Source organism: Pseudonocardia sp. WMMC193, from assembly GCF_021728735.1.
Classification (GTDB): Bacteria; Actinomycetota; Actinomycetes; order Mycobacteriales; family Pseudonocardiaceae; genus Pseudonocardia; species Pseudonocardia oroxyli.
In genome coordinates this window covers 5,112,188-5,133,791 of record NZ_JAKKDO010000003.1, presented here as the reverse complement: position 1 = coordinate 5,133,791, position 21,604 = coordinate 5,112,188, and the positions used below count along the sequence as shown (strand labels likewise).

Annotated in this window: 19 protein-coding genes; 9 read left to right on the top strand and 10 right to left on the bottom strand. The window is 70.8% G+C overall.

What is annotated here, in order from left to right; translation table 11 throughout:
- Positions 1–53: 53 nt before the first annotated feature.
- Both L3X23_RS26410 and L3X23_RS26405 read left to right on the top strand, forming a co-directional pair.
- Positions 54–872, top strand: a complete 819-nt coding sequence (locus L3X23_RS26410; RefSeq protein WP_237195442.1) for an MBL fold metallo-hydrolase — start codon at positions 54–56, stop codon at positions 870–872.
- A gap of 27 nt (positions 873–899) precedes the next feature.
- Positions 900–2,012 (top strand): NAD(P)-dependent alcohol dehydrogenase, encoded by a 1,113-nt coding sequence (locus L3X23_RS26405; RefSeq protein WP_237195441.1) that lies wholly within the window; start codon positions 900–902, stop codon positions 2,010–2,012.
- Positions 2,013–2,047: 35 nt separating this feature from the next.
- On the opposite strand, the gene L3X23_RS26400 is transcribed toward L3X23_RS26405, so the two are convergent.
- Positions 2,048–3,451 carry an IS30 family transposase gene (locus L3X23_RS26400; protein WP_237190097.1) on the bottom strand — a complete coding sequence of 468 codons (1,404 nt, stop codon included), beginning with the start codon at positions 3,449–3,451 and terminating at the stop codon, positions 2,048–2,050.
- Positions 3,452–3,626: 175 nt separating this feature from the next.
- On the opposite strand from L3X23_RS26400, the gene L3X23_RS26395 reads away from it, so the two are divergent.
- The 4 genes from L3X23_RS26395 to L3X23_RS26380 are packed head-to-tail and all read left to right on the top strand — an operon-like array spanning position 3,627 to position 7,899.
- Positions 3,627–4,796: an oxygenase MpaB family protein gene (locus L3X23_RS26395; protein WP_237195440.1), complete on the top strand. Its 1,170-nt coding sequence runs from the start codon at positions 3,627–3,629 to the stop codon at positions 4,794–4,796.
- A 33-nt stretch (positions 4,797–4,829) separates the two neighbouring features.
- Positions 4,830–5,396 (top strand): VOC family protein, encoded by a 567-nt coding sequence (locus L3X23_RS26390; RefSeq protein WP_237195439.1) that lies wholly within the window; start codon positions 4,830–4,832, stop codon positions 5,394–5,396.
- Positions 5,393–7,042, top strand: a complete 1,650-nt coding sequence (locus L3X23_RS26385) for an FAD-dependent monooxygenase (RefSeq protein ID WP_237195438.1) — start codon at positions 5,393–5,395, stop codon at positions 7,040–7,042. The genes L3X23_RS26390 and L3X23_RS26385 overlap by 4 nt, the downstream gene beginning before the upstream one ends.
- Positions 7,043–7,068: 26 nt before the next feature.
- Positions 7,069–7,899 carry a fumarylacetoacetate hydrolase family protein gene (locus L3X23_RS26380; RefSeq protein WP_237195437.1) on the top strand — a complete coding sequence of 277 codons (831 nt, stop codon included), beginning with the start codon at positions 7,069–7,071 and terminating at the stop codon, positions 7,897–7,899.
- Between the two features lie 33 nt (positions 7,900–7,932).
- On the opposite strand, the gene L3X23_RS26375 is transcribed toward L3X23_RS26380, so the two are convergent.
- Together L3X23_RS26375 and L3X23_RS26370 are read right to left on the bottom strand one after the other, a co-directional pair.
- Entirely contained in the window at positions 7,933–8,889 is a 957-nt protein-coding gene (locus L3X23_RS26375; RefSeq protein ID WP_237195436.1) for a D-glycerate dehydrogenase, read from the bottom strand.
- Positions 8,886–9,548, bottom strand: a complete 663-nt coding sequence (locus tag L3X23_RS26370; protein ID WP_237195435.1) for a GntR family transcriptional regulator — start codon at positions 9,546–9,548, stop codon at positions 8,886–8,888. The genes L3X23_RS26375 and L3X23_RS26370 overlap by 4 nt, the downstream gene beginning before the upstream one ends.
- A gap of 50 nt (positions 9,549–9,598) precedes the next feature.
- Between L3X23_RS26370 and L3X23_RS26365 the strand changes: the two genes are divergently transcribed.
- From L3X23_RS26365 to L3X23_RS26355, 3 genes are all read left to right on the top strand, one after another.
- On the top strand, positions 9,599–10,744 hold the full coding sequence (locus tag L3X23_RS26365; RefSeq protein ID WP_237195434.1) for a glycerate kinase: 1,146 nt from the start codon (positions 9,599–9,601) through the stop codon (positions 10,742–10,744).
- Positions 10,745–11,221: 477 nt separating this feature from the next.
- Complete coding sequence (locus tag L3X23_RS26360) at positions 11,222–12,226, top strand: RNA polymerase subunit sigma-70 (protein WP_237195433.1); 1,005 nt, start codon at positions 11,222–11,224, stop codon at positions 12,224–12,226.
- Between the two features lie 69 nt (positions 12,227–12,295).
- The gene (locus tag L3X23_RS26355; RefSeq protein ID WP_237195432.1) at positions 12,296–12,505 is read left to right on the top strand and encodes a response regulator transcription factor; all 210 of its coding nucleotides are present in this window, start codon (positions 12,296–12,298) and stop codon (positions 12,503–12,505) included.
- A 63-nt stretch (positions 12,506–12,568) separates the two neighbouring features.
- Here the strand turns inward: L3X23_RS26355 and L3X23_RS26350 are convergent, their stop codons facing one another.
- The 7 genes from L3X23_RS26350 to L3X23_RS26320 all read right to left on the bottom strand — a co-directional run bounded on the left by L3X23_RS26350 (position 12,569) and on the right by L3X23_RS26320 (position 21,448).
- Positions 12,569–13,375: an SDR family NAD(P)-dependent oxidoreductase gene (locus tag L3X23_RS26350; protein WP_237195431.1), complete on the bottom strand. Its 807-nt coding sequence runs from the start codon at positions 13,373–13,375 to the stop codon at positions 12,569–12,571.
- A 4-nt stretch (positions 13,376–13,379) separates the two neighbouring features.
- Positions 13,380–14,936: an AMP-binding protein gene (locus L3X23_RS26345; RefSeq protein WP_237195429.1), complete on the bottom strand. Its 1,557-nt coding sequence runs from the start codon at positions 14,934–14,936 to the stop codon at positions 13,380–13,382.
- A 2-nt stretch (positions 14,937–14,938) separates the two neighbouring features.
- Complete coding sequence (locus tag L3X23_RS26340; RefSeq protein WP_237195428.1) at positions 14,939–16,171, bottom strand: thiolase family protein; 1,233 nt, start codon at positions 16,169–16,171, stop codon at positions 14,939–14,941.
- A 17-nt stretch (positions 16,172–16,188) separates the two neighbouring features.
- Positions 16,189–17,472, bottom strand: coding sequence for an MFS transporter (locus tag L3X23_RS26335; RefSeq protein ID WP_237195426.1), 1,284 nt, complete (start codon positions 17,470–17,472; stop codon positions 16,189–16,191).
- Positions 17,473–17,617: 145 nt separating this feature from the next.
- On the bottom strand, positions 17,618–18,739 hold the full coding sequence (locus L3X23_RS26330; RefSeq protein WP_237195424.1) for a CdaR family transcriptional regulator: 1,122 nt from the start codon (positions 18,737–18,739) through the stop codon (positions 17,618–17,620).
- A gap of 625 nt (positions 18,740–19,364) precedes the next feature.
- Complete coding sequence (locus L3X23_RS26325) at positions 19,365–20,291, bottom strand: nucleotidyl transferase AbiEii/AbiGii toxin family protein (protein WP_237195422.1); 927 nt, start codon at positions 20,289–20,291, stop codon at positions 19,365–19,367.
- A complete protein-coding gene (locus L3X23_RS26320; protein WP_237195421.1) occupies positions 20,291–21,448 on the bottom strand; it encodes a type IV toxin-antitoxin system AbiEi family antitoxin domain-containing protein in 1,158 nt (385 codons plus the stop codon). The genes L3X23_RS26325 and L3X23_RS26320 overlap by 1 nt, the downstream gene beginning before the upstream one ends.
- Positions 21,449–21,604: the final 156 nt, after the last annotated feature.

Genomic DNA, 21,604 nt, shown 5'->3' with positions numbered 1-21,604 from the left:
TCAAGCGCGGGACACGACGTTGACATTTGCTTGCGCGCAAGTAGCATCGCGGTATGCAACGTCGCGAACCCGCCACGGCGGAGGGGCCCTTCCCGATGGTCGTCGGGGACGTCCGCGTGCACCCGCTGCTCGACGGCGTGATGCCGATGCCGCTGTCGGTGCTCTACCCGGACGTTCCCGAGGCCCTGTGGCGGTCGGTCTCCCCGGATCTGACCGCCGACGGACGACTCGACGTGCCCTTCGGGGGATTCCTCGCCGTCGACTCGTCGGGCGCCACCGTGGTGATCGACACCGGCGGCGGTCCGACACCGTCACCACTGCCGGATGGTTCGTCGCCGACGCGGTTCGGCGAGCTGCCCGGTGCCTTGAGTTCGCTCGGGGTGGGCGCCGACCGAGTCGATCTCGTGGTCCTCACGCACTTCCATCCCGACCACATCGGTTGGGCGACGGTCGACGGGGCGCCCTTCTTCCCGAACGCCTCGTACTACGTGCACGAGCTGGAATGGGCGAGCCTCGACGGCGACCACGAGGCGCGCGAGGCACTGCAGCCGATCGCACCGCAGGTGCGAACGTGGTCTGGTGCGCAGGCCGCGCCGCTCCCGTGGCTCTCCCTGCATCACGCGCCGGGACACTCTCCGGGCAACACCGTCGTGATGGTGTCGGACGTCGAGGGCGGTGGCGAGCTGGCGGTCGTCGGCGACCTCTTCCATCACCCGGCGGGCATGGCACACCCGAACTGGCGGTGCGGCTTCGACGCGGACGCCGACGCCGCCGCGCAACGACGGACCCAGTGGGTGGACCGCCTGCGAGCCGCCGGAACGCCTGCCGTCAGCGCGCACTTCCCGGGCATGACGCCACTGGCCACGTTCTGAGTCGACGACGGTGAGGGGTACGGAAGAATGATCTCGACCACCGCTGCGGTCAGCCGAGGCGGATCCTCCGGGTTCGGAGTCGAACGGCTGCACCTGGAACGTCCGCGTGCGGACGAGGTGATCGTCCGCTTCGACGCGGCCGGCCTGTGTCGGACCGATCTCGAGGTCGCCGCGGGCCGCCTCCCGACGCCGCTGCCGGTGGTCGCGGGCCACGAGGGTGCCGGCGTGGTCGACTACGTCGGCCCCCAGGTCGAGGGACTCGCGGTGGGCGACACCGTGATCGCCGGCTTCGACTTCTGTGGACGGTGCCCGAACTGTCGGGGCGGCATGCCGGCGTACTGCCCCGATCACTTCGCGTTGAACTTCGGCGCACGACGTGCCGACGGCACCGTCGGTCTCAGCGACCACGAGGGACGCCCCGTCCACGACCACTTCTTCGGTCAGTCCTCGTTCGCCGGGCTGAGCCTCTGTCGTCCCACCGGCTTGGTCAAGGTGCGCGGCGACGTCCCCGCGTCGGTGCTCGCACCCTTGGGATGTGGGGTCAGCACCGGCGCCGGCGCGGTGTGGAACGTCCTCCGGGTCGAACCGGGTGCCTCACTGCTGATCATCGGCGCGGGCGCGGTCGGACTGAGCGCGGTCATGGCGGCGGTCGTCGCGGGTGCGAGCCGCATCATTGTCGCCGACAGACACGCCGCCCGGCTGCACCTCGCCGCGGAGCTCGGCGCGACCGACGTGGTCGACGTCAGCGCGATCCCGGTGGTCGACGCGGCCATGGAGCTCACCGGAGGCACGGGAGTCGGCCTGGCGCTCGAGTCCACCGGCTCACCCGAGTCGATGACGGCCGCGGTACGCGCGCTGGCTCCGCTGGGCAGGGCGGCGATTCTCGGCATAGCGCCGCCGCACGCAGAGTTCCGCACCGACGCGTTCGAGCTGTTGTCGGGACGCAGCGTCATGGGCTCGGTGATCGGCCACCAGGCGCCCGCCGTGTTGATACCGCGGATCCTCGGCCTGCATCGTCAGGGCCGCTTTCCGATCGAACGACTCACCACGGTGTACCCGCTGGAGTCCATCAACGACGCCGTCGCCGACGTCGAAGCCGGGGTGACCGTCAAGGCGATTCTCGACCATCATCACGATTGAGGAGGAAGTGCTCCAGTGAGCGAGACAGGGCGGGTTCAACCGGTCGATGCAACACCGGGCTGCGGGAGCGAGCGTAGTTGCTCTTCGAAGACCTCGGCAGGGGTCTTCCATCCGAGGACCTTGCGGGGTCGGTTGTTCAGTGCGTGAGCGACGGCCTCGAGTTCCTCGGCGGACCAGCGCGATAGGTCGGTTCCTTTGGGGAAGTATTGGCGCAGTAGGCCGTTGGTGTTCTCGTTCGTCGGGCGTTGCCATGGTGAGTGGGGGTCGGCGAAGAAGACCCGCGTCCCGGTCTCGACTGCGAACAGCGCGTGCCCCGAGAGCTCCTTGCCGCGATCCCAGGTCAGCGTCTTGCGTAGCTGTTCGGGCAGCTTCGTCATCGACGCGGTCAGCGCGGCGTTCATCGCGACGGCCCCGTAGCCGCCCAGCGACGGCCCGTTCTTGACATACGGCTTCTCGCCCCAGCCTTGCTCCCGCGGCAGGTGCACCAACAGCGTCGAGCGGCTACTGCGCTCGACGAGCGTGCCGATCGCCGACCTCCCGGTGCCGATGATCAGGTCGCCCTCCCAGTGCCCGGGAACGGCGCGATCCTCGGCTTCAGCGGGACGCTCGCGCAGGACGACATCGGCGGTCACGTGACCCTGCGCCTTGTTCCGGGATCGCGCCCGCGGCTCCCGCAGCGCACGCCCTGTCCGCAGGCACGCGACCAGCTCACGCTTGAGCGCACCGCGGCCCTCGATGAACAGCGATTGGTAGATCGCCTCGTGGCTGATGCGCATGGACTCATCATCGGGGAAGTCCACCTTCAGGCGCTGCGCGATCTGTTCGGGGCTCCACGCCAGCGACCATCTACGGTCTGCCCGGTGCGGCTTGTTGAGCCCCTTCCAGACCGGCGGTGTCGGACCCGCGACGATCGTGCCGTCAGGTCTACGGACGTTGCCCGCGAGCCGGTCTTGGACGTACTCGCGCAGCCGCGGGTTCTCGACCAGCTTCGCGGTCTTCGGGCGTTTCGCAGCCTGCTGGGCCTTCCACTGCGCCACCCCGGCGCGGTACTCCACCTTCCCGCTACGGGTGGCGGCGTTGCGGCGTAGTTCGCGTGAGACCGTCCCGGGGTCCCGCCCGATCGCCCTGCCGATCTCACGGACTCCCTTGCCCTTGGCGCGCAAGATCGCGATCTCCTCGCGTTCGTCGAAACTCAGGCAGCGACCCGACGGCTCGGTCAGCAAGATCGGCGGCATGCCGCCAGCGTGGCGAAACCAGCGGGCACCGACCGGCCACGACACGCCGACAGCCAACGACGCCTCCACCGTCGTGACACCCGTGGCGATCAGCCGCCAGAACTGTCGCTGCACCACCCGCGACGGCTCTGGCCGCCCAGGGGAACGCATCGGCGGCCGCAGCGCCCGATCAGCACGCCACTGCCGGCGAAGCCCCTCGGGCATATCGCCGGTCCTCCTGCTCCAGTCCTTCGTCGCCATCCCTGGACTCCTCCGTGATCAGGGTGTTGCGACGACCGTTTGAATCCGCCCAGCGATCGACCCCGTCAACCGGGAGAATCCCGAGCTCCCCAGTGCGTTCGTGTTCTTCGAGAGCGAGGAGGGACCCGGCGGTATCGGCTTGACCACGCGACTCGAGAAGGTCGCCAAGGCCGATCTCCGGTTACCCGCGGACGTGGTCACCAGCATGGGACGGGCGCTCGACCAGGGCGACCGCCTGGGCGACGCCTGGTACGCCGACGCGAGGGCCCGCGGATCGGTTCGGCAGGCGCGGGAGGAGTTCCACGCCGCCGTGCACGGTGGCATCGAGGCCGTGGACGATCCCTCGCCCGCCCTCGTCGAGCTCTTCACGCAGATACACACGGAGCCGGACTGGCTCGACTGGGACCTGTTCGATCGAGGCGCGACGGTGTTCCGGCGCTACGGGAAGGAGCTCTACCCGTACTTCGGCATGGCGACCTTCGCCGGTTATCGCACGCCGTCGGTCACCAAGCCGCTGATCCTCACCGGCGCCTACACCGGGAACTCGGCGCTCAACCGCTTCTGGGAGACCTGCAAACACTGGACCGACATCAGCGAGCCGGGCGGAATGCGCGCGGGCAATCCCGGCTGGGAGACCTCACTGCACGTGCGGTTGTTGCACTGCATGATTCGCGCCCGCATCATCAACCACAAGGAATGGGACCGCCCGCGGCTCGGCGTTCCCATCAGCCAGTTCAACATGTTCACCACGTTGATGGCGGGTTCGATCATCTCCGGGGCGCAGCTGCGGACGATCGGCTACCGGACCACCGACGACGACATCGTCGCCATGCTCCACATGTGGCGCTACATCGGCTACGTGATGGGCGTGGACACCCCGTGGTACCCAGAGACGATCGAGGACGCCTACCGGGCCATGCGGCTGGTCGCGCTGGCGCAGCGGTCCGAGGACAACGACGACAGCCGCAGACTGTGTCACTCCTTCATGGACGCCTACAAGCCCGATCCCGAGACCGGCGGATGGACGCGGGCCAGAGCCGAGCTGAACTACCGCTTCCAGTTGGGCCACGCCTACTTCTACACACCGGAGTCCTACGTGAAGGCCGACCTCCCGGACGTCGGCCCCTGGCGCTTCGCCCCGCTGCTGCGCTTCGCCCCGAACTTCCTGAGGGACACCGCCTGCCAGAAGGTCCCGGTCGTCGCGCGGCTCGTCGACCGGCGACACCGTGCATGGCGACGCAAGGAACTCGATCGCACCCTCGGCGCCGGCAAGGGCAGCTACAGCCCGGTCGAGACGCTGTCCCGCTGACGCGGACCGCGATCCTCGAGGAGTGGAGAGAGCATGAGTGAGTCGTTTCGCATCGGCCTGTCCGAGGTCGTCCTGCGCACCCCCCGCTACGAGCGGCTCTGCCGCTTCTACACCGAGATCCTGCGGCAGCCTCCGACGCTGGACATGACCCCCGCGAGCGGGGTGGGCACGACCGACCCGGACACACCCACCCGGATCGCGTTCTTCCAGCTGCCCGGCGGGTTTCCCTACACCCAACGCATCGCGGTGTTCGAGTGTGCCGACGTCGGTGGGGCGGGACGACGTTCTGTCGGACTGCATCACCTGCAGGTCCGGTACCCCGACCTGGAACGCCTGCACGGTCAGTACCTGCACCTCAAGGCGCTGGGCGTGCAGCCGGTCGAAGCGGCCGACCACGGTGTGGCGAGCAGCCTCTACTACCGCGATCCCGACGGCAACACGGTGGAGCTGTCGGGGATGAACTTCGCGACGGAGGAGGAGATGCGGGCGTTCATGCGGTCCCAGGAGTTCCAGCGGAACCCCGACGGGCACGAGATCGATCCCGAGGAGTACTTCGCCCCGGGGGGTCGGGCCGAGGGATACAGCGGAGTCCGTCGATGACCGGAGCCGTCGCCGGTCGGCCCGTCAGGGGGATCGACGCCGACGAGTACGACGTCGTCGTGGTCGGAGCGGGACCTGTCGGGCTCGCCGCGGCGATCGGGCTCGGCACGCGGGGCGCACGTGTTCTCGTGGTCGACCGCAGAGACGGGTCGATCACCTACCCGACGGCGGAGTCCGTCGATGTCCGCACGATGGAATGGCTTCGCCAGCACCGACTCTCGGGTGAGGTGGACAGGAGTGGCTTCCCGGCCGGCTATCCCCGGGACATCGCCTTCGTGACGCGCTTGGCGGCCCACGAGGTCGCTCGCTTCCCTCGACCGTCCAATGCGGATCGCCGCTCGACGGCATCGAGCGCGAGCCCCGAGGGTGGCGTGTGGTGGCCGAAGTTCTGGTTCGACACCGCCCTGCGCAACCGGGCGGACTCGCTTCCCACCGTCGCCGTTCGCTACGGATGGCGATGCTCGCAGACCGCCGAGGAGGGCGACCGGGTCATCGCGTTCCTCGAGCAGCCGCACGGCCCCGGCAAGCGGGTGACGGCCTCCTACATCGTCGCGTGCGACGGAGCCGACTCCACCATTCGTCGCCGGCTCGGTGTGTCGTTGGAGGGCCGGGCGGACGAGGCGACGTGGCAGGGCGTCTTCGTCGACATCCCCGACCTTCTCGAGGTCACCCACTCGCCGCCCGCCGTGCAGTACTACGCCCTTCGGCCGCGACGCGCGATCTTCGGTTCGCTCAACGGCGACAATCTGTGGCGCGTCACGTATCCGCTGCGGCCCGGCGAGCGACACGCTGCCGACGAGGTGGTGGCGACGATTCGGGACTGTATCGGGAGCGCCGACATCGAGGTGAACGTCATCGACTCCAGAACGTGGTCCGGGCGGACCGTCGTCGCGTCGACCTATCGCGTCGGGCGTGTCCTGCTGGCCGGTGACGCCGCTCATCAGATGTGGCCGTCCGGAGGTCATGGCATGAACACGGGGATGGGCGACGTACACAACCTCTGTTGGAAGCTGGACATGGTCCTTCGCGGACAGGCGGGGCCCGAGTTGCTCGACAGTTACGACCTCGAACGCAGGCCCGTGGCGGTGCGCAACACGCGACGCGCCCGGGCGAACTACCTGGCGGACAGCGCCTTGCCGACGGGGGCGGACCTCGATGACGAAGGCGCGGAGGGCGAGGCGGCCCGCGCCCGCGCCGCCGATGCCGTGGTCCGCACGCGCGCTGTGGAGTGGTCCTCGCTCGGCACGCAACTCGGCTACCGGTACCTGAACTCCCCCATCGTGATCGGTGCCGACGCGCCGGACACGCCGGACGACCACAGCACCTACGTTCCCGCAGGCCTTCCAGGCTGCCGCGCCCCCCACGTCGAACTCAGGGACGGCAGTTCCGTCCTGGACCTGTTCGGCCGCTCGTTCGTACTGCTCGTGTCACCGGGCGGGGGCGACGCGGATGACTGGATGTCGGCGTTCGCCGACTCGGGAGCACCGTTGGACGTCGTCCGGTTGTCGGGCACCGACGTATCCGCCTCCTACCCCATGCCCTTGACGTTGGTCAGACCCGACGGGGTCGTCGCCTGGGCCGGCTCCCGCTCCGAAGACGCCGAGGCCCCCACCGCGGCCGTGCTGTGCAGAGCGGCGACGCGATGACACGCGTCGCGCAGACCGCCCGAGGCGTGGCCCGAATCGAGGGCGAGGAGGTCCACCTCCTGGATCTGGCGCCGTCGCTCGACGAGCTCCTCCGCGCAGGCCTTCTGGACCGGGCGTCGACCGCGCCGGTTCGAGAAGTCGCCGCGCTCGGGACCGTGCCGTTGCTCGCACCCGTTCGCAGGCCGGGCAAGATCTGCGTCGTCGGGCTCAACTACGCCGCTCACGCACGTGAGATCGGGGCGGACGTGCCCTCGCACCCACGTTTCCATTTTGCGGCGGGTTCGGCGGTCGGCAATCCCGGGGACGCCATCGTGCTGCCGGAGATCGCGGCCGAGGAGGTGGACTACGAAGGGGAGGTGGCCCTCGTCATCGGCGCGACCGCCCGTCGTGTGGACGTCGATCGAGCATGGCGCCACGTGGCAGGACTGACCGCAGCCAACGACGTCTCCGCGCGCGACGTCCAACTCGGACGTCGCGCCCACGTCGGACGTCCGAACGTCCCCGTCGCCAAGTCGTTCGACAGCTTCAAGCCGCTGGGGCCCTGCATGCTGAGCGCCGACGACGTCGACGCCGGACAGCCCTTCGTGGTGCGGACCTACGTCGACGAGGAGGTGCGGCAACAGGCGTCCACCGCCGACATGATCTTCGGATTCGCCGAGCTGGTGGCGGAGATCAGCCAGTACGTCACGCTCGAGCCGGGGGACGTGATCCTGACGGGCACCCCCGCGGGCGTCGCCGAGAACACCGGACGGTTCCTGCGGGCCGGTCAGACCGTCCGCGTGGAGGTCGACGGCGTCGGCACGCTCTCGAACCCCGTGTGCCACACGGCATCGGAGGACTCTGCACGGTCCGGGTGACGCAGGTCGTGCCGGCGGGCCGGCCCGGGCCGGTCAGACCGGGATCGGGGTTCGCGGATCGTGGCCGCTGAGCACGGCCACGACGTTCTCCACCGCGAGCTCGGCCATCCGGGTCCGGGTCTCGGTGGTGGCCGAGCCGAGGTGCGGGGCGAGGACGACGCGATCGAGGTCGAGCAGCCCGGGGTGCACCCGCGGCTCGTCCTCGTAGACGTCGAGCGCCGCGCCGGCGATCTCGCCGGACCGCAGCGCCTCGACCAGCGCGGCCTCGTCGACGACGGGCCCCCGTGCGGTGTTGACCAGGAACGCGCCGGGCTTCATCGCCCGCAGCGCCGCGGCGTCGATCAGGTGGCGCGTCTGCGGGGTGAGCGGGCAGTGCAGGCTCACCACGTCGGAGGTGGCCAGCAGCTCGTCGAGTTCCAGGCGGGTGCTCGGGCCGACCACCGCGGGACCGCGCCGGGAGTGGTGCACGACCTCCATCCCGAACGCGACGGCGCGCGCGGCCACGGCCTGCCCGATCGCCCCCATCCCGACCACGCCGAGCCGCCTGCCCTGCAGCCCGGCGCCGAGCATGAACCCGATGTCCCACGCCCAGGACGTGCCGGAGCGGATCAGCCGGTCCCCCTCGGACACCCGGCGGGTGACGTCGAGCAGCAGCGCCATCGCGAGGTCCGCGGTGGCGTCCACGAGGACACCGGGGGTGTTGGTCGCGACGGCGCCGTGTGCGGCGATGGCCGGGACGTCCAGGTTGTCGTAGCCCGTCGCGGTGTTCGCGACGATCCGCAGGCCGGGGCCCGCCGCGGCGAGCGCGGCCTCGTCGATCCGGTCGTTGAGCGTCGCGATCACCGCGTCCGCCCCGGCGAGGGCGGCGTGCAGTTCGTCCGGCGTCATCGGCCGGTCGTGCGGGGACACGGTCACCTCGCCGAGGCCCGTGAGCGGGTCGAGGACCCGCCCGGGCAGCGCGCGGGTCACCAGGATGTGCGCCTTCGTCATGGGGTCGCCTTCTCGGTCGGGAACATCGAGGCCAGCAGTTCGTCGCGGGCCCGCAGCAGGTGGCGCTCGGTGGCCGCCGCGGCACCGTCGGGGTCCCCCGCGGCGAGGCGGTCGAGGATCGCCTCGTGCTCGTCGGCGATCGCGCCCGCCCCGATCAGCTGCTTCGCCTGCACGCGCGCCATGCAGACGTGCGCCTCGGCGAGCAGCCCGCTGTGCATCCGGCGCAGCCGCGGGCTGCCGTCGACCGCCACGAGCACCCGGTGGAACTCGACGTCCGCGGCGACGACCCGCAGTGCGTCCCCGACCTCGGAGGCCTGCCGCAGTGCGGTGTTGGCCAGCGTGGCGTCGAGCGGAACCGTGGCGGCGCGCGCCAACCGCACGTGGGCGTGCCGCTCGAGCAACAACCGGGCGTCGTACAGGTCGGTGATGTCCTCGGGGCCGACCACCGGGACCACCGAGCCGCGGCGTCCGTCCCGGACCAGCAGCCCGTCGCCGACGAGCCGGTCGACGGCGGCCTTCGCCGTCGGGCGGCCCACCGCGAAGCGCGCCGCGACCCCGACCTCGGTCACCGTGGCGCCCGCGGGCTCCGCACCGGTCAGGATGCGATGGCGCAGGGCCTCCTCGACGGCGTCGACGACCGACCGGGTGCGCAGGTCCACTCCGCTAATGTAATACATGAACTCACTACACACACGAGCGGAGCAGACGCATGACCGTGACCGGGTCGACCCCTCGGGTGCTCGTGGCGCCGGACAAGTTCAAGGGCACGCTCACCGCCGTCGAGGCGGCAGCGGCGATCGCCGACGGCGTCCGGGACGCGCTGCCCGACGCCCGGGTGCGGGAGCTGCCGATCGCCGACGGCGGCGAGGGCACCGTCGACGCCGTCGTCGCCGCGGGCGGCACCCGGCACACCACCCTCCTGGCCGGCCCGCAGGGTGACCCGATGCCGACCCGGTGGGCCTCGCTGGGCGACCAGGCCGTGATCGAACTCGCCGCCGCGGACGGGCTGCAGCTGCTGACCCCGAGCCGCACCTCGGCCCTGACGGCCGGGTCCGGGCGGACCGGCGAGCTGGTCCGCGCGGCGCTCGACGCGGGGTTCCGCCGGATCGTCGTCGGGCTCGGGGGCTCGGCGGGCACCGACGGCGGCAGCGGGCTGCTGGCTGCGCTCGGCGCGCGCTTCCTCACCGCGGACGACCGGCCCGTCGGGCCGGGCGGTGGGGGGCTTTCCCACCTCGCACGGGTGGACCTCACCGGCCTGGACCCCCGGCTGGCCGACTGCGAGCTCGTCCTGTGCTGCGACGTCGCCTCACCCCTGCTGGGCCCCACGGGCGCGGCCGCGGTGTTCGGCCCGCAGAAGGGCGCGGGCCCGGACGAGGTGGTCGCGTTGGAGGCCGGGCTCGCCCGGCTCGCCGCCGCGCTCCGCACCGCGACCGGCCGGGACGCGACCGCGATCGACTGGGGCGGCGCCGCGGGTGGCGTCTCGGGTGGGCTGTACGCCGCACTGGACGCCCGCTTCGCCCCCGGCGTCGACTACGTCTGCGACCTCCTCGGGCTCGACGCGCACCTGGCCGACAGCGATCTCGTCGTGGTCGGCGAGGGCCGCATGGACTCCTCGTCGCTGGCGGGCAAGGCTCCCGTCGGCGTCGCCCGGCGCGCGGCGGCCCTCGGCGTACCCGCCGTGGCGGTGGTCGGCGCGCTGCGGCTCACCGAGGGTGCCGCGGCGGACGCCGGGATCCGCGCCGTACACAGCGCCGTGGCGGAGGCGGGCTCGGCCGACCGGGCACTGGCCGAACCGCCCCGGTGGCTGCGGGCCGCCGCCCGCCGGGCGGTCTCCGCCGCCTTCACCGGATCCTGAACGCCCGAGCCGACTCCCGGGGCGGAGGCACGGCCGGTCACCCGGCCACCATCCCGAAGGGAGGCCCGAGGCCCCTCCGCCCGCGTTTCGTCAAGCGCGACGGCGTGCTCACCGGCGTCGACCTGCCCGGGCTCGCAGCCGAGGCGGACACCGCCGCCGAGGGGATCCTGGGCCGGGTCCGCACCGCAGGCCACACCCTCCCCGGCACCACCGCTGGCGCCTTCGAGGCGATCGAGCCCCTCGCCCGAGGGTGGCATGCCGAGGCCGTCCGCGCCGTCGAGGACCGCGCCTCCTCCTGGGCTCCACCCCTGTGGTCGGCGCTTGCGCCACACCTCACCCCGCGGCCGCCTCCCGCGTTGCCGCGCACGGCATCGGTCGGGCGGCGCCCACCGCTCCTCGGGGCCGTCACCGATCAGAAACCCTCCGCCGGGTCGTCAGTCCTCGTGACCCCTCGACCCGGTGGAAGGATCGACGACCATGACCGACGCCAGGCTGCACGGCGCCGACGAGGCCGCGTTCATCGCGGCCGCCCGCGCGGACGACACCGCGCGGTTCGCGCTCCAGACCGAGCCGCACCGGCGTGCGTTGCAGGTGCACTGCTACCGGATGCTGGCGAACTACGAGGACGCCCAGGACCTCACCCAGGAGACATTCCTGCGCGCCTGGAACAAGCGGGAGACCTTCGACGGCCGCGCCACCCTGCGGACCTGGCTGTACCGGATCGCGACGAACGCCTGCCTGGACTTCCTCGACAAGCGCACCCATCGCACCCCGCTCCCGGTGGATCTCCCGGGCGCCGGCTCGGAGGTGCGGTACCTGCAGCCCTACCCGGACCGACTGCTGCCCGACGATCCCCACGAGACGGCGGTGGCACGCGAGACGATCGAGCTGGCGTTCGTCGTCGCCGTGCAGCACCTGCCGCCGCGCCAACGGGCGGCGCTGATCCTGCGTGACGTCCTCGGCTGGCCCGCGGCGGCGACCGCCGACGCGCTCGGACTCAGCGTCGCCTCCGTGACCAGTGCCCTGCAGCGGGCGCGGGAGACCATGCGCGCGCAGCTGCCCGATCGCCGACTCGACTGGCGCACCGCCGCCACGCGCGGACTGTCCGCCGACGAACGGGCCACGGTGAAGGCGTGGGTGGACGCCCACGAACGCAACGACCTCGACGGGCTGCTGTCCCTCATGCGCGAGGACCTGCGCTTCACGATGCCGCCGGACCCCGGCGTCCTGGTCACCGCACGCTCCGCCCTGGACTCCTGGGTGACGGGCGGGTTCGGCGGCCCCGGATACGACGACTGGCGCTGCGTGGTCACGACGGTCAACCGGATGCCCGCGGTCGTGGAGTACCTGCGCACGCCCGAGGACCCCGTGTACCGGCTCTTCGCCATCGACGTCCTGCACATCGTCGACGGGAGGATCGCCGAGCTCACCGGCTTCCCCGCCGCCGACAAGCCGTGGCTGGGGCTGCCCGCGACACTGTGAGGCCGACACACCCCGGAACGCCGGTCGCCGTGGCTGGACGACCGGATGTGCGCTCTGCTCCCGAAACGAGTGACGGACGACGGGGCGGTGCAGCCGGCCCCGCGGGAGACGGAGGTCCTCCGCCTCGTCGCCGTCGGCATGAGCAACCGCGACGTGGCTCAGGCGACCGGTCTGGCAACCGAGACCGTCAAGGCCTACCTGCGCAACGCCATGCGCCGGCTCGGGGTCTCGAACAGAACGGCCGCGGTCCACGCGGCGCGAGAGCAGGGCCACCTCTGAGCGGGCGGATCGGCATGCCACCGGGCGGGCTCGACGGCCCGGCGGACGTGGGACTCGTGTGGGTCACTGGGCGAAGCCGAGGGTGATCCCCCCGTCGACCACGAGTTCCACGCCGGTGACGTACGCGGCCCGGTCGCTGGCCAGGTAGAGGGCCGCGTTCGCAACGTCCCACGCGGTCCCCATGTGCCCCATGGGGACCTGGGCGTCGCGCTTGGCGAACATCGACTCGACGTCCGCGGTGGAGTAGGCGTCCGCCAGACCGGCGGCGTTCGCGACCATCGGGGTCTTGATCAGTCCGGGCAGCACGGCGTTGACCCGCACCCCGCGCCCGGCGAACTCGACGGCCGTGGTGCGGGTGAGGTGGTTCAGCGCCGCCTTGCTCGCGTAGTAGGTCGCGTAGGGGACCCCGCTCCAGCGGATGCCGGCGATCGAGGAGATGTTGACGATCGACCCGCCCCCCTGCGCCACCATGTGCGGGATGGTGTGTTTCATCGCGAGGTAGGCGCCCTTGAGGTTCACCGCGAAGACGCGGTCCCAGTCCTCCTCGTCGAGGTCGGTCACGCCGCCGACCTGGGCGATGCCCACGTTGTTGTCGAGGACGTCGAGGCGCCCGTGCTCCGCGACGACGGCTCCGACGAGTCGTGCCACCGCGGGCTCGTCGGTGACGTCGACGCGGGCGTGGCCTGCCCGGCCGCCCTCCCCACGGATCATCTCCGCGGTCTCGGCCGCGGCCGCCTCGTCGCGGTCCGCGCAGACGACGAGCGCGCCCTCCCGCGCGAAGGTGATCGCGGTGGCGCGGCCGTTGCCCATTCCGGAGCCGGTGCACCCGGCGCCCATCACCACGGCGATCTTGTCCTGCAGCTCGTTCATCGCGTCAGATCCTGCTCTCGCGGCCGGCCCAGAAGCCCGCGCGGACGTCCTTCTTCAGCACCTTGCCGTTGGCGCTGCGCGGCAGTCGGTCGACGAAGAACACCTGCTTCGGCGTCCGGACCGGTCCGAGCCGCGTGCGGCAGAGCGCGACGAGCTCGGCCTCGTCGACCTCGGCGCCGTCGTTCAGCTCGACCACCGCGGTGACCGCCTCGCCCCAGTCCTCGTGCGGCGCACCGACCACGGCGCAGTCCCGGACCGCGGGGTGGCTCCACAGCACCTGTTCCACCTCGCCCGGGTACACGTTGAACCCGCCCGAGATGATCAGGTCGCGGCTGCGGTCGGTCAGGTGGAGGTAGCCGTGCTCGTCCATGGTCCCCAGGTCGCCGGTGTGCAGCCAACCGTCCACGATGGTCTCGGCGGTCCGCACCGGGTCCTTGTAGTAGCCCTTCATCAGCAGGTCGCCCCGGACGCAGATCTCGCCGGTCACCCCGGGGGCGACCTCGGCCCCGGTCGCGGGATCCAGGATCGCGGCGGTGATCAGTGGGTAGGGCCGTCCGCAGGAGGACAGCCGGGCGGCGGGGGCGATCTCACCGCCGACGAGGTGCTCGTCGGGGCGCAGGAAGCTGATGGCCGCAGGCGCTTCCATCTGGCCGTAGCACTCGACGAACACCGGACCGAGACGCTCGATGCCTCGGCGGAGCTTCTCCACCGACATCGGGGCCGCCGCGTACATCAGGTAGCGGAGCGAGGAGGTGTCGGTCGGCCGGGTGTCGAGGCGTTCCAGAAGCCGGTAGACGACGGTCGGCGGAAGGAACAGCTCGGTGACCCCGTGTTCCTCGATCGCGCCGAGGACGTTGTCCGCGGTCGCCCCCGGCACGATCACGACGGTGCCGCCGCGGGCACTGGCCTGGAGGCTGAACAGCCCGGCGGTGTGGGTCATGGGCGCGGCCGCGAGGTTCACCACCGGTGCCTCCGCCGGGTAGGTCAGGGCGAGCATCTGGTGGGCGACCATGACCGAGAAGCTGCGGTTGGTGTTCATGACCCCCTTCGGCATCCCCGTCGTCCCGCCGGTCGGCGCGATGGCGACGACGTCGTCCGGATCGTGGACGACGGCGGGGGCGGTGTCCGGGTGACCGGTGAGCCACTCGGAGAGCCGGGGGTCGTCGGTCCCCGGGCCCAGCGCCACCCACATCCGGACCCCCGGCAGCCGGGACCGCATCTGCTCGACCTGGTCGGCCAGGGAGGGCGCGTAGAAGAGGATCTCGACGTCGAAGCGCTCGATGAACACGACGTTGTCGTCGAGGGGATGGCTGGGGTTGAGCGGCACCCAGGTGCTTCCCGATCGCCAGATCCCCAGGACGCAGATCCAGGCCAGGGCCTCGTTGGGGGCCAGGACGGCGGCCTTGGTCCCGGTGCGCGCACCTGCGGCGAGCAGGGCGTGGGCGATCCGGCACGAGTACCGGCCCGCCTCGTCGAACGTCCAGGTCGACGTCGCGTCCCGGTAGGCGACACCCTGCGGGTTGAGCCGCCTGCCCCGGTCGAAGAAGTCGATGAGAGCCATGCTCAGCTCGTTCCCTTCCGAAGAATGACCACCGAGGTCACCGCTTCCTCGCCGCGGTGGAACCCACCGCCGTTCTCCGCGAGGGCGACCCGGGCGCCCTCGACCTGGCGGCCGGTCGCCGTGCCGCGCAGCTGCTCGGTGAGCTCGAAGAGCTGGCCGAGCCCGCTGGCCCCGATCGGATGCCCCTTGGACTCCAGGCCCCCCGAGGGGTTCACCGGAATGCGCCCGCCGAGAGCGGTCTCGCCGCGCTCGGCGGCCGGGCCGCCCTCCCCCGGTTCGACCAGCCCGAGCATTTCGGTCTGCAGCACCTCCGCGAAGGCGGTGGCGTCGTGCACCTCGGCCACGTCGACCTCGCTCGGCTCGATCCCGGCCTGTGCGTAGGCCCGGGCACTGACCCGGGTGCTGAGGTGACCGTCGAACGTGGAGATGTCCCGGTCGGTGCCGGTGCCGAGGACGGCGGCCAGCACCTCGACCGCGCCGGCGGCCCTCAGCCGCCGCAGCCCGTCGTCGTTGCACACGAGAACGGCGGCGGCGCCGTCGGTCACCGGCGCACACATCGGGACGGTGAGCGGGAACGACAGCGTGCGCGCGGCCAGCACCTCCTCGACGGTCATGGCCTTGCGGTAGTGCGCCCGCGGGTTGTCGACGGCGTGGGCGTGGTTCTTGGCGGCGACGGCGGCGATCTGCTCCCGGGTGGTGCCGAACTGGCGGATGTGGCTGCGCGCCATCGCGGCGTAGATGTCCATGAAGATCGACCTCCTGCCGAGGTCGGGCTCGTCGAGCACCCCGCCGAGCTCCTCCAGGGTCTTGCCGAGGGCCCGGGGATCGGAGACGTCGTAGCCGGTGTCGAAGACCGCCATCGACCGTGCCGGATCGTCCACGTGCATCTTCTCGACGCCCACGGCGAGGACGACGTCGCCCGCTCCGGCCTTGACGTGGTTGACCGCGAGCCCGAAGGCGCTCACCCCGGTCGCGCAGGCGTTCTCCACGTTGTAGACCGGGATGGACTGCACGCCCATCTCCCGCAGGGCGATCTGTCCACCGATCATGACCTGGCCCTGGAGGAGACCCTGAGTGGCCGAGCCGAAGAAGGCCGCGTCGATCTGCTCGGTGGCTGCACCCGCATCCGCCAACGCATCGCCGACGGCCCACTGGGTGAGCTGGTTGACGGTCTTGTCCCGATGGATTCCGAAGGGCGTCATGCCGACGCCCACGATCCACACTCTCACACTCACGAGATCGTTCCTCTCCGTCAGCGCAGCGGCCCGTGCGCGGTCTCCGGGAGCCGCAGGTACACGAGGAAGCTGAGCAACGCCAACACCGCGATGTACCAGCCGAACGCACCGGGGGCGCCCATGCTCACCAACCAGGTCGCCACGTAGGGGCCGGTACCCCCGAACAACGCGACCGACAGCGCGTAGGGGAATCCGATGCCCGCGCTGCGCAGGCTCGCGGGGAACAGCTCCGCCGACACCGCAGCCGACACCGAGGACCAGCAGGCGAGGAAGGTCAACCCGACCAGCTGCACCACCAGCATCCTGGTGAAGGTGTCGTCGAGGAGGCTCAGCATCGGGACGGCACCGACCGCGAAGGCCCCGCCGAAGACCAGCAGCAGGGGCTTGCGACCGATCCGGTCGGAGAGCAGCCCGAACACCGGCTGCAGCAGCAGGAACCAGGAGAGCGCGATGACGCCGGACAGCAGGCCCGTCTTCGGGTCGAAGCCGACCGTGATGCCGGCGAAGGTCGGCAGGTATGACGTCCAGACGTAGAAGGCCAACGCCGGGGCCGCGGTGATGCCGAAGACCATGAACGCCTCCCGGGGATGCTCCCGCAGGAAGGTGAAGAAGCCGGGCCGCCGGGCAGTGGCCTTCTCAGCGGGGACGGTCTCGAGCGTCTCCTCCGCGTGCCGCCGGATCCACAGCCCGACGAGCGCCCCGACGGCTCCGAGGAGGAACGGAACACGCCAGCCCCACGAGTTCATGTCCTCCGCACTCAGCAGGTTGGCCAGCAGCGCGCTCAACCCGATGGCGAGCAGGTTGGCAGCGGTCGCACTCGCGTAGAAGAAGCTCGAGAACAGCCCGCGCCTGCCCTCGGGAGCGGCTTCCACCAGAAAGGCCGAACCGGCCGCGTACTCACCGCCCGCGGAGGCGCCCTGCACCAGTCGGGCCACGAGCAGCAGCGCCGGCGCGAGGACGCCGACCTGTTCGTAGGTCGGGGCGGCCCCGATCAGCAGGCTGCCCACACCCATCCCGCCGACGGTCGCACTGAGCGCCGCTTTGCGACCGAAGCGGTCGGCGAGCGCCCCGATGACGAGCCCGCCCAGGGGTCGGGCGAAGAACCCGACCGCGAACACCGCGAGCGTGGACAACAGCGGGACGAGGGAGTTCTCGGCGTCCTTGGGGAAGAACTGCGTCGCGAAATAGACCGCGAGCATCGAGTAGACGTACCAGTCGAACCATTCCACCGCGTTGCCCACCGACGCGGCGGTGAGCTGACGGAGGCGTGAGGTGGACCGACCTGAGGTGAGCTCTGTCAAAGCGGACTCCTGAGGCGACTGCGCTGTCGAGGACCGGCCCGGCGGTGTGACGGGATGCCGCTGCCGTGGGTCTCGAATGTAGGAATCCACGGCCCCCGAGGCCACGGTCCGCGCTCCAAACCTCGGCGGTCCGTTTCGTCTCCAGCTACGAAACGCTCGGCGCGGCCAGCAGCGCCCACGACAGCTCGACGATCGTGTCGGTGTCCTCGAGCGAGCGACCGGTCAGCTCCTCGAAACGAGCCAGGCGGTACCGCAAGGTGTTCACATGGGTCGGAACACTCGCGGCGGCGCGCGGAATGCTGCGCTGGTGCGCGAGCCAGGCCTGGAGCGCCTCGATGACGAGCCCCCCGAACGCGCCCTGCTCCCGCAGCGGCGAGATGTAGCGGGCGACGAGAACCTCCCCGACCTCCGGGGTGAGGGGCACCCCGAGCCGCCAGGTCTCCGACCCGACGGTGTGGGTCCCGTCGTCGGCGTGCAGGCGGGCCGCGGCGAGTACGCGCTGCGCCACGGTGAACGAGCTCGGCAACTCGCCCACCTGGTCCACCGGGCCGACGGCGACGACGACGCCGGCGTGCCTCGGCGGATGGGTCGCCACACCGACGAGCCGCCCCTCGGAAGGCACCAGCACGGCGTGTCCGCCCGGCTCCCGGGTCACCGATTCGGTCAGCCGAGTCCGCAGCCGCCCCAGCTCGTGATCGGCGATCTCCGCAGTGCAGACGGCCAGGTAGAGCCGGCGGCGGTCCACGCCGTAGCGCGCCCACCCCTCGTTCAGCACCGCGTCGTCCGTCGTCCCCGTCAGCAGGGCGACCACCCACTCCGCCCGCCGCTGCTCGTCCGCCAGGGCACCCGTGATCCCCTCTTGCCGAAAGGTCATCGCGGCCCGCGCCGAGACCGCATCGCCCAGCCGCCACAACAGCTGGGAGAGCAGCAACGTCTCCCGCACGTCCAGGCCGTGCGCCGGAGCCTGGTCGACGACCCACCTCTGGATGGTGGCGATCACGACCCGGAAACCACCCAGGATGTCCTGGATCTCCACACCCTGATGCAGCCGCTCGGCGGTCATCGAGTCCGCCTCCCAGATCTCGGGGCTCGGCGGCACCACCCCCTCGGACAGCACGCGCGCGGCGAGCGAGCGGTTGCGCTTCATACTCGCCACGAGCGATTCCGTCGGCACCCCGGAGTACGCGGGCACATTCGCACGGACGTCCCGGATCGTCTGTTCCACCAGGCTCGACTCCGTGCGCAGGCTCTCCACGAGGGCAGCCAACCGCCCATCGCTCCTCGCCGTCATCACGGCATCCTCCCCTCCCTCACCCCGATCGCGGGCGAGCCCCGGCGACGGTCCGTGGCCTCCCTGCAGCGTTCTCCACGTGCCCTTCCCGAGCAGGCCGGACGATCTGCGAGCGATACCCCGCGCCGCCGGAGATCCTCGGCCACCCCGCCGGGGGGCCGAGCGGGAGGGCTCCGCGGGTGCATCACCTTCTCCGCCGAAGGTCACCTCTGCCGAGTTCGCCAGCACCGCCACGCGGTGGGAGATCACCACAGACGGAGAACGAACAGTTCGCCTCTCACGACGGCCGGTACAACACCGCACGCATCCAGGCCCGCCTCGGCCGACACGCACCCAACGAGTACAACGCCATCTGGCGCACCCAAGAGCGTCCCGGACGATCGACATGCCACGGACCGATCAGATGTGGATCTTCTACCGAGAGAAACGGACCCCAGACCTACGCATTACGAGAATTGCCGTCCGCGGGCTCGCGACAGGCACCGGGGGCAACAACGCAGCTCAGCGGCCCGGGAGGACGCGCGACCGGAATCGCGGGCAGCAGTTGGAGGCCACGAAGGAGGCCACGACACGGGCCGCCCGTTCGAGATCGACTCCGACGCTAGGCCTCCCAGCGCAGGTTCGAGGGACTCCACGTGGCGTCGTTGTCGACTTCGTTCGTCAGGATCGGATCAAGGAACGCGCTCGCCAGCGCCGAGGCGGTGCGGAAGGAGCGATGGTCACGGCACTCCACAACGTCGTGAGCGACCTTGGCATAGTTGGTTGTCCACCCATCTGGACAGTCCCACTGCACGATCTCAGGCAGCCCGCGGTGCACGCGCTCGGCGTCGATGGCGACGCGAAGTGCGCCTGCGTCAACATGTTGGGTTCGAGCGATGACCACCAGGTCCACGAGATCACGAACGCGGCTGGATGGCAGCCGCGCGGGCCCGTAGAGCTCGAATGTCGCGCAGAGCTTGTCGGCGACATGGTCAGCGACCGGATAGATCAAGTAGGCGGGGCTCTCGATTCCGGCGAGCTCGATCGTCGGCTCGGGCTGCCGTGACTCGGGATCACCCGTGATCACTGCGTTGAGCACGATGTCCACGACGAACTCACTCACCAGCCTGACACCCGCATACGCGTCGATCTTCACCTTTGCCAGCTCGGTCCCCGGCTCGCCAGGGCGCTCTTCGGTACGGCTGGAAGCGCCCAGCACGAAGCGTAGGTGATCTCGAAGATCGACGGCCGCGGCTCGTTCCAGCTCGTCGAGAGCGGAGTCGAGCGTTCCCTGCTCCCTGAGCAGGTCGATGTCGCGGCTGTGCCGGGCCGTGCGGACCCGCGCGAGCAGAGCGGTCCCTCCCTTGAGAACCCATTCTCCGCCGCCCGCGTAGGTGAACACGCGCGCGAGGAAGCGGTCGTAGACGAACTGGCGGGCGAGGTTCTGAGCTGTAGATCCGGTCTTTCTCGCCGCGTTCTTGCTTCGAGCTACGACGGCGCCCCACATCGCGTCGGGAGTGGCGTATCCGGTCGGGTGGTCGCCACTCATCACTCGTCGCCCTCGTGGTCGTCGTCCTGCCGATCGTCATCCTGGGTCTCGATACCTGGTGACTGACGGATCCCGGCGAGTGCTCGGCGGACGGCAGAACTGATCCCTGCGGTACGAGAGGCCAGCGCCTGCTCCACGATCGCGCTTATGCCGCTCACCTCCGAAGCGCTGAGCTTGGCACCCGTCGCGGCCAGGGCGCCCTGCGCAACAGCGGATATGCCGACCGCCTTCTGCAGTTCAGGACTTGACAGTGCCGCCGCCAGTGATTCGTATGCAGCGGGGCCGAGGAGAGTCGTCAGGTCGATCTTGGGGACGGCGGCCGCGGCAGACTTCTCGATCGCCGATGAGACCCCCGCGGCCTCCAGGAGGTTCGCGGTTGCCTGGAAGTCGATCGCCTGCTGCGCAAGTCGAGCGTGGCCGGCTCGCGTCTCGCTCAGGGCATCAAGTATCGCGGAAACGGGCAGTCGAGCAGCTCGGGCGATCTCGGCGACCTTGTCGGCGTCAACCTGCTCACTGACACCCCCCAGCTCCTCGAGGTGTCGCATCAGAGCGCTTCCGTCACCCCGAGGTAGTCCGAACCGGGTGGCGAAGTGCCCGATCCGGTCGGCCAGTTCGTCAGGGTTGAGCATTCGCAGCCTGAGCGCGTCGGCAACCACGCCGGCGACATGTCCACCGTCGTGGCCGTCGGCGAGGAGATCCACAACGGTTCTGAGCGGTGTCGTGACCGGAAGCCCCCGGTACACAGTGACCTCGTCCCCCGCGAGAACTCCCCGGTGCAGTCTCAGGTCATCACGTCGAGTCTGCTTTCGCGACGGCGCGGTGAACTCGTGGCGATCCGCGTCGAGGTCACCCAGACCTCGGAGCGCTGCAGCCGAGGCGTGGGACACGACGGGGCCGTGGGGACCATCGCCGAGACGGTCGGCAGCAAGCCGGCGCGGGTCGAGCGCCAGCCAGGCAGCTCGCAGTTCGATGTTCTCGGTGCCCATCGCGCCCCGGAGCGCGTACACGCCATGGAGAAGCCGGATGAGCGCCCCGGCCTTGCAGAGCCGCGACAGCTGCACCCTGCTCAGACCAACCGCAACGGCCTGCGGAGTGGTCACCAGCCCCCACTGACCGGCGGCGATGTCCGCGAGCGCTAGCTCTAGGTCGCCAGGCATGCTTCGATAGTATCACCCAGTAAGTAGCTATCGCAGTGCTCGACTTCCATCACCGAGGGATGGCTACTGAGATAACTCCCGCTAGATTGCAACTATCGCAGCAGTAGCGAGCCGCCGCATGCCCTGTCGATCGCTGACGCAGGCCGACAGAAGGCA

Coding starts and splice junctions, on each gene's coding strand:
- L3X23_RS26410 (WP_237195442.1), top strand. CDS start 54: ATGCAACGTCGCGAACCCGCCACGGCGGAGGGGCCCTTCCCGATGGTC.
- L3X23_RS26405 (WP_237195441.1), top strand. CDS start 900: ATGATCTCGACCACCGCTGCGGTCAGCCGAGGCGGATCCTCCGGGTTC.
- L3X23_RS26400 (WP_237190097.1), bottom strand. CDS start 3,451: ATGCCCGAGGGGCTTCGCCGGCAGTGGCGTGCTGATCGGGCGCTGCGG.
- L3X23_RS26390 (WP_237195439.1), top strand. CDS start 4,830: ATGAGTGAGTCGTTTCGCATCGGCCTGTCCGAGGTCGTCCTGCGCACC.
- L3X23_RS26385 (WP_237195438.1), top strand. CDS start 5,393: ATGACCGGAGCCGTCGCCGGTCGGCCCGTCAGGGGGATCGACGCCGAC.
- L3X23_RS26375 (WP_237195436.1), bottom strand. CDS start 8,889: ATGACGAAGGCGCACATCCTGGTGACCCGCGCGCTGCCCGGGCGGGTC.
- L3X23_RS26365 (WP_237195434.1), top strand. CDS start 9,599: ATGACCGTGACCGGGTCGACCCCTCGGGTGCTCGTGGCGCCGGACAAG.
- L3X23_RS26360 (WP_237195433.1), top strand. CDS start 11,222: ATGACCGACGCCAGGCTGCACGGCGCCGACGAGGCCGCGTTCATCGCG.
- L3X23_RS26350 (WP_237195431.1), bottom strand. CDS start 13,375: ATGAACGAGCTGCAGGACAAGATCGCCGTGGTGATGGGCGCCGGGTGC.
- L3X23_RS26345 (WP_237195429.1), bottom strand. CDS start 14,936: ATGGCTCTCATCGACTTCTTCGACCGGGGCAGGCGGCTCAACCCGCAG.
- L3X23_RS26325 (WP_237195422.1), bottom strand. CDS start 20,291: ATGAGTGGCGACCACCCGACCGGATACGCCACTCCCGACGCGATGTGG.
- L3X23_RS26320 (WP_237195421.1), bottom strand. CDS start 21,448: ATGCCTGGCGACCTAGAGCTAGCGCTCGCGGACATCGCCGCCGGTCAG.